This window comes from Oerskovia flava, from assembly GCF_026163685.1.
Classification (GTDB): domain Bacteria; phylum Actinomycetota; class Actinomycetes; order Actinomycetales; family Cellulomonadaceae; genus Oerskovia_A; species Oerskovia_A flava.
Genome location: NZ_JAOXSR010000012.1, coordinates 54591 through 67184 on the forward strand (window position 1 = coordinate 54591; position 12594 = coordinate 67184).

A 12594-nucleotide genomic window follows, 5' to 3' on the forward strand; every position below is an offset into this window, starting at 1 on the left:
ACTGAGTGCAACCTCCGGTCGGTTGCCGAGGTGCCGCTCCGCCTCCTGCCGTACGGTCGAGACCGGACCACCGAGGAGGCCTCATGTCCCGACCGCCGCTGCCGCCCGACACCATCGAGCTGCTCCGCCGCCCCAACCCGGCCGTCATGGCCACCCTGCGCTCCGACGGCACCCCCGTCTCCGCCGCCACCTGGTACCTGTGGGAGGACGACGGTCGCGTCCTCGTCAACCTCGACGCGCAGCGCGTGCGCCTGGGGCACCTGCGCCGCGACCCCCGGGTGACGCTCACCGCGCTCGCGGGCGACGACTGGTACACGCACGTCACCGTCATCGGCCGCGCCACCGAGCTGCGCGGCGACGACGACCTCGTCGGCATCGACCGCCTCTCGCAGCACTACACCGGGCGGTCGTACCCCGAGCGCTCGCGACCACGCGTGAACGCGTGGATCACCGTCGACCGGTGGCACGGGTGGGGCGCGGCGAAGGACAGCGACCAGGCCTCGACCTGACCGTCAGGCGGCTCTCAGCCGTCGTCGCGACGCGTGGAGCGAGGGCCGCCGCGCAGCTGCTTGGTCTGACCGCGCTGCTTCTTCGCGGCCAGACGGCGCTCCTGGGAGCCGCGCGTCGGGCGGGTGGCGCGGCGGCCCTTCGCCGGCGGGGCGATGCCCTCGGCGACGAGCGAGACGAGCCGCCGGGACGCCGCGGCCCGGTTGCGGAGCTGTTCGCGGTGCTCCGACGCGGCGACCGTGAGGACGCCGTCGACCAGGCGGGGACCGAGGCGCTCCGTGAGCCGGGCGCGCTGGGTCGCAGTGAGGACGGCGGACCCGGTCACGTCCCACGAGAGCTCCACCCGGGAGTCGGTCGTGTTGACGCCCTGCCCGCCCGGGCCCGACGAGCGGGAGAAGCGCCAGGTCAGCTCGGCCTGCGGGATCGTCAGCGCAGGCGTCACCGGCAGGCCGGAGCGGGTCGGGGAAGGCACACGACCATCGTGCCCCACGGCTGGCTGGCGCGGGGGCGCGTGCGAGATGCTGGGCCGATGGAGCTCGAGCTCAGCGGAGAGATCTGGTACTGGCGAGGTCCCGCCCCGTTCTACTTCGTCACGGTGCCACCGGACGAGAGCGCCCGGCTGCACGACGTCGCGTCGTCGGTCACCTACGGGTGGGGGATGATCCCCGTCGTCGCGCGCATCGGGTCGACCGAGTGGGAGACCTCGCTGTTCCCGCGCGACGACCTCTACGTCGTCCCGCTGAAGGCGCGGGTGCGTCGGTCCGAGCAGATCGACGACGGCGACACGGTGACCGTCCGCCTGACGGTGAGCGTCCGATGATGCGGAGGTCCGATGATGTGGAGCGGCCGATGATGACCTGGGAGCCCGACGTCGGGCGCGGGGCCTGGCTCGCGGGGCCGTTCGAGGACGTGTGGCCCGTGCCGCGCGGCTTCGACGCGGCGGTCGCGGCGCTCCACCCGGCGGACGAGGACGGAACCCGCGAGCGCGGACGTCTCGACGTCGAGCTGCTCGCGGGCGTGGCCCGGCACCTCGCCGCGCACACGTCCACCCCGCAGGACGGTGTGGCGGCGATCTGGGAGGGCTGGGGCGGCCTCGTCTCGGCGTCCGGCCGCGCGCCCCTGGTCGACCCCGGCCGGGTGGGCTTCTTCGCGGGGATCGCCGGGGGGCTGAGCGAGCGGTGGCGCCGCCGCGGCGAGCCGGCGCCGGACCCCGGGATCCTGCCACCGGAGGTCGCCGCCGGACCGCGGTTCCGACTGCCGCCCGGCGGCGACTACATCCTCTTCCGCGCCGGGGCGAAGCGTTTCGTCGACCCGCGGTGGGTCGACGACGCCCCGTGGCTGGACGCGGTCGGGCGGCACTCCCCGGAGACGCCGAGCCTCCTGTGGCCTGACGACCACGCGTGGGTGCTCGTGACGGACACCGAGGCCGACCGGACCGTCGTCGCCGGGTCCCGCGCCCTCGTCGACGCGCTCACCCGCGACAAGACGATCGAGACCGCGCCCGCTCACTGGTGAGCGCACCTCGCGACCCCGGCGTCGTGCGCCTACCGTGAAGCACCCGACGCCGACCGACCCAGGAGCAGCATGCCGAGCGACCTCACGCTGAAGACGATGAACGTCGTGCACCGTGCACTGATGAAGGTCACGGGCGGGCGGGTCGGTGCGCGCGTCGGCACGATGCCCGCGCTCGAGCTGACGACCGTCGGGCGGAGGTCGGGCCAGCAGCGCTCGGTCATGCTCACGGCGCCGCTCGTGCTGGGGGACACGCTCGTCGTCGTCGCGTCCCGCGGTGGTGACGACGTGCACCCCGCCTGGTACCTGAACCTGCGGGACAACCCGGAGGTGCTGGTCGCCGTCTCGGGCGGCGAGCGCCGGGCGATGTCCGCGCGAGCGGCCTCGCCGCAGGAGCGCGAGGACCTCTGGCCGCGGGTCGTCGAGGACTGGCCGCTGTACGGGAAGTACCAGACCCGCACCACGCGCGAGATCCCCCTGGTCCTCCTCGAGCCGCGCGAGGCTGCCGCCGCGTAGCGCCGAACAGCTCGTCCGTCGTGCGCGGGGGCGACGTCGTGGCACGGTACGGCCCGACGTCGCGGGGTGGCCGCTAGGCTCGCGGCATGTCGGACGAGCGCGTGGTGGCGTGGGGTGCGGAGCTGCGGGCCGTGCACCGGCGCTTGCGCGCCGCGCTCGACCTCGCGCGCGAGACCGTCGAGGACGCCGCCTCCGCCGCGCAGCCGTCGCGGGACCTCCTGCTCTACTGCCGCGGGTTCTGTGCCGCGCTCACGGGCCACCACCGGGGAGAGGACCGCAGCCTCTTCGCCCTGGTGCTCGACGAGCGCCCCGACCTGGCACCGGTCGTCGACCGGCTGAAGCAGGACCACAGCATGATCGACCACCTGGTCGGTGCGCTCGAGCACGCCGTCACGTCCGGGGCGGGCCGGGACACGGTGCTCGGGCACCTCGACGGGATCGACGCCGTGATGGAGAACCACTTCCGGTACGAGGAGAAGGAGCTGGTCGCCGTCCTCGACGGTGTGCACCGACCCGAGCTCGACCGGCAGGAGCTGTTCGGCCCCCTGGCGTGAGCGCGGCAGCGCGCGTGCGCTGCACGCTCAGGGGGCGGTAGACGCCCCGCGCAGGGCCAGCCGGGTCTGGGTCTGCGCGGTGCCTGCCTCCTTCTTGAGCCGTCGGAGCAGGTGGTCGAGCGCCGCGGTGTCGCGGGCGCGGACCCGCAGCAGATAGTCGTACGGTCCGGTGACGTGCACGGCGTCCGTGATCTGGGGCTCGGCGACGGCCCAGGTGAGGAACGCCTCCGAGTCGCGGTCGGGGTGGAGCCGGACGTCGATGAACGCTTCCAGCCCGGCCGCAGGGTCCGGGCGGTCGGAGCCCAGCACGGCCCGGTAGCCGAGGATCACGCCGCTGCGCTCCAGCCGGCGCACCCGCGCGACGGTGGCGTTCGTGCTCAGCCCGACCTGTCGCCCGATCGCACTGAACGAAGCGCGGCCGTCGTCCCGGAGGATGCCGAGAATCTGCTCGTCGAGGTCGTCCATGTGGTGAATCGTCCCACGGTAACGGTGCGATACGGCGGTCTGCGCTGTGAAGGGTGGTGACATTGGCACGTGTGGAGCACCTCCCCGTTCTCGTCGCAGGCCTCGTCGCCGGGCTCGGCGTCGCCGTGCCGCTCGGGGCCATCGGGGTGCTGCTCGTCCAGGAGGGAGCGTCCCGTGGTCGAGCTGGGGGAGCACCCGCGGCCGTCGCGGTGGCGAGCGTCGACCTGCTCTACTGCGTCGCTGCCGTCCTCGGTGGGTCCGCCGCTGCGCCGGTGGTCGCGACATGGGGGCCGTGGCCGCAGGTGGTGGGCGGCGCGGCGCTCGTCGCGATCGCCGCGGTCGGCCTGGTGCGCTCCCGGCGCACGGCACCCGGCGCGGCGCGCGAGACCACCGCCGGCCGCGGGTCGTCGTGGCGTCGATACGCCCTGTTCTTCGGCCTGACCGCGATCAACCCCGCGACGCTGGTCTACTTCGCCGCGATCGTCACCGGGCTGTCCAGCATCACGACGTCCGCCGAGGCCGCAGCGGCCTTCGTCGTCGGGGTCGGGCTCGCCTCCTTGGGCTGGCAGCTGCTGCTCGTCGTCGCCGGTGCGTTCCTGCACGGGAGAGCGGGCCCACGGCTGCACGCGGTGACCTCGCTGGTCGGCAACGGCGTCGTCGGTGTCCTCGGTGTGTCGATGATCGGCGCCGGACTGCTCGGGTAGCGCGGCGCGAGGCGTCCCTGGCTCGCGAGTGCCCGGTCGTGGTGCCTACCGTCGAGCACGCTCCGAGCGGCGGGGCGTACCTGGGTCGAGAGGAGCACGACATGACCCCCGCACTGCGTTCCGTACCGATCCTCCGCCGTCTGGCACGCGGGGTCGAGGACGCCGCCGGGCTGGACCCGCACGCCGCGAGGATCCGCCGGGTCGCCGACGCCGTCGTCCCCTCGTCAGGCCGCGTGCGGGCCGAGCTGCACGGGCGCTCGATCGGGCACGCCGCGCACGCGGCGCTCACGGACCTCCCCGTGGGGCTGTGGACGAGCGCCGCGGTGCTCGACCTCACCGCCGGTGACCAGGGGGCCCTCGCGGCCCGCCGGCTCGTCGGGCTCGGCGTCCTCGCCACGGTCCCCACCGTGCTGACCGGGCTCGCCGACTACCTCGCCGTCGACGGCAAGGGGCGGCGCGTCGGCGCTGCCCATGCGTCGCTCAACGGCGTGGCCACCGCCCTGTACGGGGCGTCGTGGTTGCTGAGACGCAAGGGGCGCCGGGGTGCGGGCATGGCGGCATCCACGCTCGGTCTCGCGATCGGAGGAACCGGAGCGTTCCTCGGCGGCCACCTCGCCCACGCGCTGCGCGAGCCCCCGGCCGGCCTCGCCGTGGAGGACGCTCCCGCAGACTCGCCGTGAGCGCCCCCGGGACGGCACTCGTGAGGGAGGTCGGCGCGGAGTTCACGCGGTCTGCGTGATGCCCCGCACGTGGCGACGCGCCTAGCGTCGATCACGTCCGGTCTGACCCGTCGTCGAGGGGAACGGTCATGAGCGAGAACCGCAGCGAGGTGGCAGTCGGAGCGATCGTGTTCGCCGGGACGATGATGGTCGTCATCGGCGTCCTGCACGCGATCCAGGGCTTGGTCGCCCTCTTCAACGACACCTTCTACGTCGTGGGCGAGGAGTGGGTCTTCTCGTTCGACGTCACCACGTGGGGCTGGATCCACCTGCTCCTGGGCATCCTCGTCGCGTTCGCCGGGTTCGCCGTCTTCCGGGGCGCGGTGTGGGCACGCACCATCGGCGTGCTCGTGGCCGGGGCGAGCGCGATCGTGAACTTCGCGTGGCTGCCCTACTACCCCGTGTGGGGCCTCGTGATCATCGCCATCGACGTCCTCGTCATCTGGGCGCTCACCGCGCACGGCCGAGACGTCGTTCCCTAGATCGTCTGGACGCCGCCCAGCGTGCGGACGGTCTCGATGGTGTCGGCCTCGGCGGCGGACTTGTCGTCGCGGTAGCGCAGCACGCGCGCGAAGCGCAGGGCCAGGCCGCCGGGGTAGCGGGTGGAGCGTTGCAGGCCGTCGAACGCGATCTCGACGACCTGCTCGGGTCGCACGTGCACGACGTACCCGTCGCGTGACGTCGCGAGCTCGGTGAACCGCTGCGTCTGCCAGGCCAGCATCTCGTCGGTCATGCCCTTGAACGTCTTGCCGAGCATGACGAACCCGCCGTCGGGGTCGCGCGCGCCGAGGTGGATGTTCGACAACCACCCGCTGCGTCGCCCCGACCCCTGCTCGACGGCGAGCACGACGAGGTCGAGCGTGTGCCGGGGCTTGACCTTGACCCAGCCCGCGCCGCGGCGCCCGGCCGCGTACGGGGCGTCCAAGGCCTTCACGACGACGCCCTCCTGGCCCTGCGCGACGGCGTCGGCGAAGAAGTCGGCCGCCTCGGTGGCGCCGGACGTCACGAGGCGACGGACCGCGCTGTGCTCCGTGACGGCGTCGAGCACCTCCAGGCGTCGGACGAGCGGCTCGTCGAGCAGGTCCGTGCCGTCCGCGTGCAGGACGTCGAAGAAGAACGGGGTGAGCTCGAGACTCTCCGCGAGCTCGGCGTCGGAGGCGGGGGCGTCCCGGGTCGCCGAGCGGGAGGCCGTCTCCTGGAAGGGGCGCGGGACGCCGTCGGGCCCGACGACGAGCGCCTCGCCGTCGAGCACGAGGTCGTCGCCGGGCAGGCGGCGCACGGCCTCGACGATCTCGGGGACGCGCGACGTGATGTCGTCGAGCGAACGGGTGTAGACGTGCACGTCGTCGCCGCGCCGGTGCACCTGGATGCGGATGCCGTCGAGCTTGACGTCGATCGCGACCTCGACGCCGGTCACCTCTCCTTCCGCGCCTCCCGTCGTGCCGACGCCGAGCTTGTCGAACGCGGCGGCGACGTCCGGCGCGGACTGCGCGAGCATCGGGCGCACCGGTCGCCCGACCTCGAGCGTGAACGTCGCGAGCGCCGCGAGCGGGTCGTCGGCGAGGAGCACGGTCCGGGCCACGGGACCGGTCGCGCCGCGCAGCATCACGGCCCGTCGGACGCCGTCGGCGGGGACCCCGACCGCCTCGGCCACCGCGTCGACGACGACGGCGTCGAGCGCACCCTGCCGCAGCTCGCCGGCGACGAGCCCGCGCAGGAACGCCTGCTCACGCTCGGTGGCGGCTCCGAACAGCGTGGCTGCTGCGGCTCCGCGGGCGGAGTCCGACCCGGGTCCGGACAGCGCGGCCATGTGCTCGAACGCGGCGTCGACGTGGGCGACCGTGAGGGTCGCGTCGTCCGCGGGCGGCGGCAGCCCGCGCAGCGACGCCCAGCCGAGGCCCGTGCGGCGCTGGCGCAGCGCCCCGGCGAGGTAGGCGACGGCGATCTCGACGTCCGACCCGGGGTCCGTGCCCGACGTCGCGGCGCGGCGCAGCAGGTCCGCGATCGCGGCACGCTTGGCGAGCCGGGAACGGGTGGCGGCGACGGCGTCGGACGTCGCGGTGACCTCGGCGAGGAGCATGCTCCATCCTCACGCCGCACCGTGCGCGCCGCTCGCCGACCCGTCCGGGCTGGTAGAACTGGTCGCATGGCGACGCGCTACGTGAGCGACCTCGCGCGAGCGAACTGGAGCTCGCTCATCTGCGGCGCCGTGGGCGCCGGGGCCGCCATCCTGTACCTGAGCCGGAGCCCCGACCCCGACGCGATCGGCACCACGACCATCTTCATGGTGTTCTACCTCGCTGCGTGGCCGACGTTCGTGGGGACGTACCTGGTGTGGACGCACGTCGTGTACGCCCGGCAGGGCCCGCGGGAGCTGGATGCCGCCGCTCAGCGCGAGCGGCAGTCCTTGCGACGGCGGTGGATCAAGTTCTTCGGCTACGGCGGAGCGACGAGCTGGGCGTTGACCGGCGCCGTCGTCGCCGTGGCCCTGACGATCGTCGTCGCACAGGATCCGGCCTTCCGCGACAACTGGATCTACACCCTCCTCGGTCTGCTGACGGTCGCGAGCTCGTGGGCGCTCATGGTCTACTCGTTCGCGCTCGAGTACCTGCGACTCGCGACGGACCGTTCCGAGTCCGGCCCGAGCATCGAGGTGAACGTCGAGGGTGACAGGCGGTTCACGGACTACCTCACCCTCGCCGTGCTGGTGTCGACGATGGCCGCGACGGTGTCGGCGACCATCCGCTCGCGTCGTGCGTGGACACTCGTCCGCGTCAACGTCCTCTTCGCCTTCACGTTCAACTCCGTCATCGTCGCGATGATGGTCTCGCTCCTCTTCGGCGGACTACTGACCTGAGCACCGCTCGATCACACCGCGGCCGTCGCCCGGCGCTCCTGGCCCAGGGTCGCTGCGGCTCGGCTCATCGTTTCGAGCCTAGGGTGGCGCGACCGCGCGACGTCGGGCAAGGTCGTGAGGGATGACTGGATCGATGACGACCCCACGCGCCCGAGTCCTCTCCGCCGCCACCGTCGCGGCCCTACTCGTCGGCGGGATCCCCGCCGCTGCCGGTGCCTCTCCACCCACCGCGCCCACGACGGCACCCACAGCACCTACCGCGCACCAGGTCGACGCGCCCGTCCCGGAGATCGCCTGGGTGGCGTGCGACGGCGAGGGCCTGGAGGCGTACGAGTGCGCCGACGTCGAGGTGCCGTCCGACTACGACCGCCCCCAGGGACGCACGACGACGATCGCCCTCACCCGGCTGCCCGCGACGGGCACGGGCGAGCCCACGGGCAGCGTGCTGGTGAACTTCGGCGGCCCGGGCGGCCCGGGTGTCGAGACGCTGCACCTGGTGGGCGAGGTCATGTTCGACCCGGAGGTGCGCGAGAACTTCGACGTGGTCGGCTTCGACCCGCGCGGCGTCGGGCAGTCCGACCCGGTGACGTGCTTCCGGGACGCGGAGCGGGAGAACGCGCTGCTGATGTCCTTGCCCGCGATCCCGCTGACGTCGGGCGAGGAGCGGCGCACGATCGCCGGGTTCGCGACGATCGCCGCGGGGTGCCAGCTCATCTCGGGGGACCGGCTCGCGACGTCGTCGACCGCGAACGTGGCCCGCGACATGGACCTGCTGCGCCAGGCGCTCGGCGACGAGGAGCTGACGTACGTCGGATACTCCTACGGCACGATCCTCGGGGCGACGTACTCGGCGCTCTTCCCGGACCGGGTCCGGGCACTCGTCCTCGACGGCACGATCGACCCGGTCGAGTGGTCGGGCAAGGGTTCGAGCGACTCGATCGGCACCCGGACCCGGCAGGGCGCCGGTGCGACGGAGACGTTCGACGAGTTCACGCGTCTGTGCGCCGAGGCCGGCTCGGAAGGGTGCGCTCTCGCAGCGCTCGGCGACCCGGCCGACGTCGTCGAGGACGTGTATGCCGCGCTGCGGGAGTCGCCGGTGGAGGTGCCGATCAGCGAGGACGAGACGGTGCGGATCACCTACGGCGACGTCGTCGGGCTCGCCTTCCAGTCGCTCTACAACACGGCCGGCTGGCAGGACCTCGCCCTGGCGTTCGCCGAGCTCGCGGTCCTCACCGGCGTCTCCGGGCCGAGCATGCGCGCGCAGGGCGGCGACCTGCCGATCGTCGGCGACCTCCTGCGCCGCCTGGGCCTGGCCGAGGACTACCCGTCGATCGGCGGGGCGCTCGCGAGCATGTGCATGGACACGCACAACCCGCTGCGCTCGTGGCAGTACCCCGCGCACGCGGACGCGCAGGACGAGCTGTACCCGCACTTCGGACGGATGCGCGCCTGGGTCGGTGCGCAGTGCGCGCCGGTCCTCGTGCGCGACACCGATGCCTACACCGGACCGTGGGAGCAGACGACGCAGGAGCCGGTGCTCGTGATCGGCACCCGGTTCGACCCGGCGACGCCCTACTCCTTCACCGAGCCGTACGCGGCCCACTACCCCGACGCGCGGGTGCTGACCGTCGAGGGCTGGGGCCACACGACCCTCGGCGCGAGCGTGTGCGCCGACGCCGCGATCGCCCGGTACCTCGTCGACGGCGAGGCGCCCACCGAGGCGACGTGCGAGCAGGACCTCGTGCCGTTCGGTCCCGCGCTGCGTGCCGCCGAGAGCGACGAGCGAGCGCAGCTGCGCGACGACGTCGGCCGCCTCGTGTGGCAGTCGGGGCCTCTTGGTTGACGGGCACCAGGTCCCCTCACCGGCACCACGAGGCGACGGCGCCCTCGCCCTCGTCGCAGTCCTGGCGCTCCTGCTCGGGCTGCTCGCCGCGCTCGCACCCGTGGCGACCGAGAAGTACCGCTACGGCGGCGACGGTGCGCTCGCCTGCGTGATGGGTGACGACGCGCCGCCGGGCTTCGACGCCTACGTCGACCGGGTGGACGGCACGTTCGCGTACTTCCCGGCGCGCGTCGAGTGCCGGTGGGACCTGCCGGACGGGAGCGAGGTGCGGACCTTGCGGCCGATCAGCACGAGCAGCACCGTGGTCTCGCTCGTGGGCTGCGGGCTCGGGCTCGTCGGCCTCGTGGTGGTGACCGTCCGCCGAGCGCGCCGACGGGGTGTCGTCGCCGTCTCCCAGCGGTAGCACGCCCCGACCTGCCCGTGTGTGGTGCCGCGGGCTACGCTGCGAGCGACGCCGACGAAGGAGTGGGACGTGCAGATCAGCGGCAAGGTGGCCCTGGTGACAGGAGGGGCCTCGGGCCTCGGACGGGCGAGCGTGGAGGAGCTGGTCCGCGCGGGGGCGCGGGTCGTGATCGCGGACCTCCCGACGTCCGACGGCGCAGCGGTGGCCGAGAAGATCGGCGACGCGGTGCGGTTCGTCCCCACGGACGTGACGAGCGAGGCCGACGTCGCCCGCGCCGTCGACGCGGCGGGCGACCTCGGCGGTCTGCACGTCGCGGTGAGCTGCGCCGGGATCGTGCTCGCGCAGCGCACGCTCGGCAAGCAGGGGGTGCACGCGCTCGACGCGTTCGCGCGGGTGGTCGACGTCAATCTCGTCGGCACGTTCAACGTCGCCCGGCTCGCGGCGCAGCGCATGGCCGAGCAGGAGCCCGACGGCGAGGAGCGGGGTGTGATCGTCGCGACCGCCTCGGTCGCGGCGTACGACGGGCAGGTCGGGCAGGCCGCGTACGCGGCCTCGAAGGCGGGGGTCGCGGGGATGACGCTCCCGCTCGCGCGCGACCTCGCCGGCCTGCAGATCCGGGTCATGACCGTCGCGCCCGGGATCTTCCACACGCCGATGATGGCGTCCCTGCCCGACGAGGCGCAGGAGTCGCTCGCCGCGCAGGTCCCGCACCCGCGCCGCCTCGGACGCCCCGCGGAGTTCGCCCAGCTCGTCCGGGCGATCGTCGAGAACCCCATGCTCAACGGCGAGGTGATCCGCCTCGACGGGGCGATCCGGATGGCGCCGCGCTGACCGGCGCTCGTCAGCGCCAGATCGACGCCAGGCGTGTCACCTCGATCGAGCGGACCGTCGCCGTCCCGCCGCGGGCGTAGACCGACAGGCCGTCGGTCCCCTCGCCCGGGTAGACGACCAGCGTCCCCGTGAGGGCGCCGTCGTCGGCGAACGCCTCGACGGACGACTCGTCCACCAGCACGCGCAGGCGCACCACGCCGTCCACGGGTGCGTACGCCGCGGTGCGACGCACACCGAAGTCGGCGTCCGCACCCGACCGGTCCAGGAGCGTCGTGACGCCGCCCTGCGTCCGGTCCAGGAAGAACCCGTCGGGACCGACCCCGACGACCGTCGCCTCCGCCACCGACCCGTCCTCGCCGCGCCGCTCGCGCACCCGTAGTCCCACCTCCTCGGCGTCGCCGACGTCGATCTCGGCGAGCACCTCGAACGTCCCGCCGGGGGAGTCGAGCACGACGTCGCCGTCCTCGACCGCGAGGTCGGTGACCGTCGTCGTCTCCTCGTCCAGCACCTCGAGCTCGGGCACCGGCGCCTGCGCGAGGACGTACCCGCCGTCGGCCAGCACCTCGCCCGACGGCGCCGCCGCACCCGGGTCGACGCGGCGCAGCGAGAGCTCGCGCGGGACGCTCATCGCGTTCTGCCACGGCGCCGTCGGTGCGGCGTACGGGAACCGCCAGTCGCCCATCCAGCCCATCCAGAGCCGGCGCCCGTCGGGCGCGTTCTCGAACGTCTGCGCGGCGTAGAAGTCCTGACCGACATCCGTCACCTGCACGGTCTCCGGGGGCGTGGTGGGGTCGCGCACGAACGTCGTCCCGTCGAAGTCGCCGACGAAGTACTGCGCCGTCGAGCCGGCCGTCTCCTCGGAGGCACCCACGCTCACGGTGAGCACCCAGCGCGTGTCGTCCGGGTTCCCGTCGACGGGCAGGGGGAACAGGTCCGGGCACTCCCACACCGCCGAGTGCAGACCCTGCCCCTCGCCGAACGTGCTGAGCGGCTCCCAGTCCAGGAGGTCGGGCGAGCCGTGGAGCTCGACGACGCCGCCGACGGAGACGACCATGACCCACCGGCTCGTCGGGTCGTGCCAGAACACCTTGGGGTCACGGAAGTCGGTGCGCCCGTCGTTCGGGATCACCGGGTTGCCGGCGAACCGCTCCCAGGTGCGACCGCGGTCCGTGCTGTACGCGACCGACTGCGCCTCACCGCCCTCGGTCGAGGTGTAGACCGCGACGAGGCCGCCCTCGCCCTCGGGGAACAGGCCCGACGTGTTCCCGCCGTCCACGACGGCGCTCCCGGACAGCGCCTGACCGAGCTCGTCGTGCTCGAGCGCCGTGGGGAGCGTCTCCCAGTGCACGAGGTCCGTGCTCACCGCGTGCGCCCAGGTCCCGTCCTGCTGGTGGAACAGGTGCCACTCGCCCTCGAACCACACGAGCCCGTTCGGGTCGGCGAGCCGACCCTCGGGCGGGCTGTAGTGGAACTGGGGACGCCACTGCTCGGTGTACGCGTCCGGCCCCGCTGCGGGGGGTGAGGTCGTGCCCGACGGCGACCGGTCGTCGTCGGGCACGCCCGTGCATCCTGCGAGGAGGGTGAGGACGAGCGCGGCGGACACCGCGACCCCGCGGGACGGGGTGCGCGGTGCCGCCGCAGGACCGGCTCTCGTCATCGTGGCCATGCTAGGCATCGCCGCGC

16 protein-coding genes are annotated in these 12594 nt (G+C 73.7%); 12 read left to right on the plus strand and 4 right to left on the minus strand.

Features of this window, described 5'->3' with window-relative positions:
• Positions 1-83 precede the first annotated feature (83 nt).
• Positions 84-509, plus strand: a complete 426-nt coding sequence (locus OHL10_RS17090) for a PPOX class F420-dependent oxidoreductase (protein WP_265523451.1) — start codon at positions 84-86, stop codon at positions 507-509.
• Between the two features lie 14 nt (positions 510-523).
• Here OHL10_RS17090 and arfB read toward each other — a convergent pair whose 3' ends face one another.
• The gene (gene arfB / locus OHL10_RS17095; RefSeq protein ID WP_265523452.1) at positions 524-979 is read right to left on the minus strand and encodes an alternative ribosome rescue aminoacyl-tRNA hydrolase ArfB; all 456 of its coding nucleotides are present in this window, start codon (positions 977-979) and stop codon (positions 524-526) included.
• A gap of 57 nt (positions 980-1036) precedes the next feature.
• Here arfB and OHL10_RS17100 point away from each other — a divergent pair, with 57 nt between their 5' ends.
• From OHL10_RS17100 to OHL10_RS17115, 4 genes are all read left to right on the plus strand, one after another.
• Complete coding sequence (locus OHL10_RS17100; RefSeq protein ID WP_265523453.1) at positions 1037-1327, plus strand: DUF1905 domain-containing protein; 291 nt, start codon at positions 1037-1039, stop codon at positions 1325-1327.
• A gap of 29 nt (positions 1328-1356) precedes the next feature.
• The gene (locus tag OHL10_RS17105; RefSeq protein WP_265523454.1) at positions 1357-2022 is read left to right on the plus strand and encodes a hypothetical protein; all 666 of its coding nucleotides are present in this window, start codon (positions 1357-1359) and stop codon (positions 2020-2022) included.
• Positions 2023-2091: 69 nt separating this feature from the next.
• The gene (locus OHL10_RS17110) at positions 2092-2535 is read left to right on the plus strand and encodes a nitroreductase/quinone reductase family protein (protein ID WP_265523455.1); all 444 of its coding nucleotides are present in this window, start codon (positions 2092-2094) and stop codon (positions 2533-2535) included.
• Positions 2536-2621: 86 nt separating this feature from the next.
• Positions 2622-3089 (plus strand): hemerythrin domain-containing protein, encoded by a 468-nt coding sequence (locus OHL10_RS17115; RefSeq protein ID WP_265523456.1) that lies wholly within the window; start codon positions 2622-2624, stop codon positions 3087-3089.
• A 27-nt stretch (positions 3090-3116) separates the two neighbouring features.
• On the opposite strand, the gene OHL10_RS17120 is transcribed toward OHL10_RS17115, so the two are convergent.
• Positions 3117-3554 (minus strand): Lrp/AsnC family transcriptional regulator, encoded by a 438-nt coding sequence (locus OHL10_RS17120; protein WP_265523457.1) that lies wholly within the window; start codon positions 3552-3554, stop codon positions 3117-3119.
• A 71-nt stretch (positions 3555-3625) separates the two neighbouring features.
• Between OHL10_RS17120 and OHL10_RS17125 the strand changes: the two genes are divergently transcribed.
• The 3 genes from OHL10_RS17125 to OHL10_RS17135 all read left to right on the plus strand — a co-directional run bounded on the left by OHL10_RS17125 (position 3626) and on the right by OHL10_RS17135 (position 5459).
• Positions 3626-4258, plus strand: a complete 633-nt coding sequence (locus OHL10_RS17125) for a LysE family transporter (RefSeq protein WP_265523458.1) — start codon at positions 3626-3628, stop codon at positions 4256-4258.
• A gap of 101 nt (positions 4259-4359) precedes the next feature.
• Positions 4360-4938 (plus strand): DUF2231 domain-containing protein, encoded by a 579-nt coding sequence (locus OHL10_RS17130; RefSeq protein WP_265523459.1) that lies wholly within the window; start codon positions 4360-4362, stop codon positions 4936-4938.
• 128 nt (positions 4939-5066) lie between these two features.
• On the plus strand, positions 5067-5459 hold the full coding sequence (locus tag OHL10_RS17135) for a DUF7144 family membrane protein (RefSeq protein WP_265523460.1): 393 nt from the start codon (positions 5067-5069) through the stop codon (positions 5457-5459).
• Here the strand turns inward: OHL10_RS17135 and OHL10_RS17140 are convergent.
• Positions 5456-7057: an ATP-dependent DNA ligase gene (locus tag OHL10_RS17140; RefSeq protein ID WP_265523461.1), complete on the minus strand. Its 1602-nt coding sequence runs from the start codon at positions 7055-7057 to the stop codon at positions 5456-5458. The genes OHL10_RS17135 and OHL10_RS17140 overlap by 4 nt on opposite strands.
• Before the next feature lie 66 nt (positions 7058-7123).
• On the opposite strand from OHL10_RS17140, the gene OHL10_RS17145 reads away from it, so the two are divergent.
• From OHL10_RS17145 to OHL10_RS17160, 4 genes are all read left to right on the plus strand, one after another.
• The gene (locus OHL10_RS17145) at positions 7124-7834 is read left to right on the plus strand and encodes a DUF1345 domain-containing protein (protein WP_265523462.1); all 711 of its coding nucleotides are present in this window, start codon (positions 7124-7126) and stop codon (positions 7832-7834) included.
• 133 nt (positions 7835-7967) lie between these two features.
• Complete coding sequence (locus OHL10_RS17150; RefSeq protein WP_265523463.1) at positions 7968-9677, plus strand: alpha/beta hydrolase; 1710 nt, start codon at positions 7968-7970, stop codon at positions 9675-9677.
• The gene (locus OHL10_RS17155; protein ID WP_265523464.1) at positions 9670-10080 is read left to right on the plus strand and encodes a hypothetical protein; all 411 of its coding nucleotides are present in this window, start codon (positions 9670-9672) and stop codon (positions 10078-10080) included. Before OHL10_RS17150 ends, OHL10_RS17155 begins: the two co-directional genes overlap by 8 nt.
• Before the next feature lie 69 nt (positions 10081-10149).
• The gene (locus OHL10_RS17160; RefSeq protein ID WP_265523465.1) at positions 10150-10911 is read left to right on the plus strand and encodes a 3-hydroxyacyl-CoA dehydrogenase; all 762 of its coding nucleotides are present in this window, start codon (positions 10150-10152) and stop codon (positions 10909-10911) included.
• A gap of 10 nt (positions 10912-10921) precedes the next feature.
• On the opposite strand, the gene OHL10_RS17165 is transcribed toward OHL10_RS17160, so the two are convergent.
• Positions 10922-12568 carry a glycoside hydrolase family 32 protein gene (locus OHL10_RS17165; protein WP_265523466.1) on the minus strand — a complete coding sequence of 549 codons (1647 nt, stop codon included), beginning with the start codon at positions 12566-12568 and terminating at the stop codon, positions 10922-10924.
• Between the last annotated feature and the right edge of the window lie 26 nt (positions 12569-12594).

Coding starts and splice junctions, on each gene's coding strand:
- OHL10_RS17090 (WP_265523451.1), top strand. CDS start 84: ATGTCCCGACCGCCGCTGCCGCCCGACACCATCGAGCTGCTCCGCCGC.
- OHL10_RS17100 (WP_265523453.1), top strand. CDS start 1,037: ATGGAGCTCGAGCTCAGCGGAGAGATCTGGTACTGGCGAGGTCCCGCC.
- OHL10_RS17105 (WP_265523454.1), top strand. CDS start 1,357: ATGATGACCTGGGAGCCCGACGTCGGGCGCGGGGCCTGGCTCGCGGGG.
- OHL10_RS17110 (WP_265523455.1), top strand. CDS start 2,092: ATGCCGAGCGACCTCACGCTGAAGACGATGAACGTCGTGCACCGTGCA.
- OHL10_RS17115 (WP_265523456.1), top strand. CDS start 2,622: ATGTCGGACGAGCGCGTGGTGGCGTGGGGTGCGGAGCTGCGGGCCGTG.
- OHL10_RS17120 (WP_265523457.1), bottom strand. CDS start 3,554: ATGGACGACCTCGACGAGCAGATTCTCGGCATCCTCCGGGACGACGGC.
- OHL10_RS17130 (WP_265523459.1), top strand. CDS start 4,360: ATGACCCCCGCACTGCGTTCCGTACCGATCCTCCGCCGTCTGGCACGC.
- OHL10_RS17135 (WP_265523460.1), top strand. CDS start 5,067: ATGAGCGAGAACCGCAGCGAGGTGGCAGTCGGAGCGATCGTGTTCGCC.
- OHL10_RS17140 (WP_265523461.1), bottom strand. CDS start 7,057: ATGCTCCTCGCCGAGGTCACCGCGACGTCCGACGCCGTCGCCGCCACC.
- OHL10_RS17145 (WP_265523462.1), top strand. CDS start 7,124: ATGGCGACGCGCTACGTGAGCGACCTCGCGCGAGCGAACTGGAGCTCG.
- OHL10_RS17150 (WP_265523463.1), top strand. CDS start 7,968: ATGACGACCCCACGCGCCCGAGTCCTCTCCGCCGCCACCGTCGCGGCC.
- OHL10_RS17165 (WP_265523466.1), bottom strand. CDS start 12,568: ATGACGAGAGCCGGTCCTGCGGCGGCACCGCGCACCCCGTCCCGCGGG.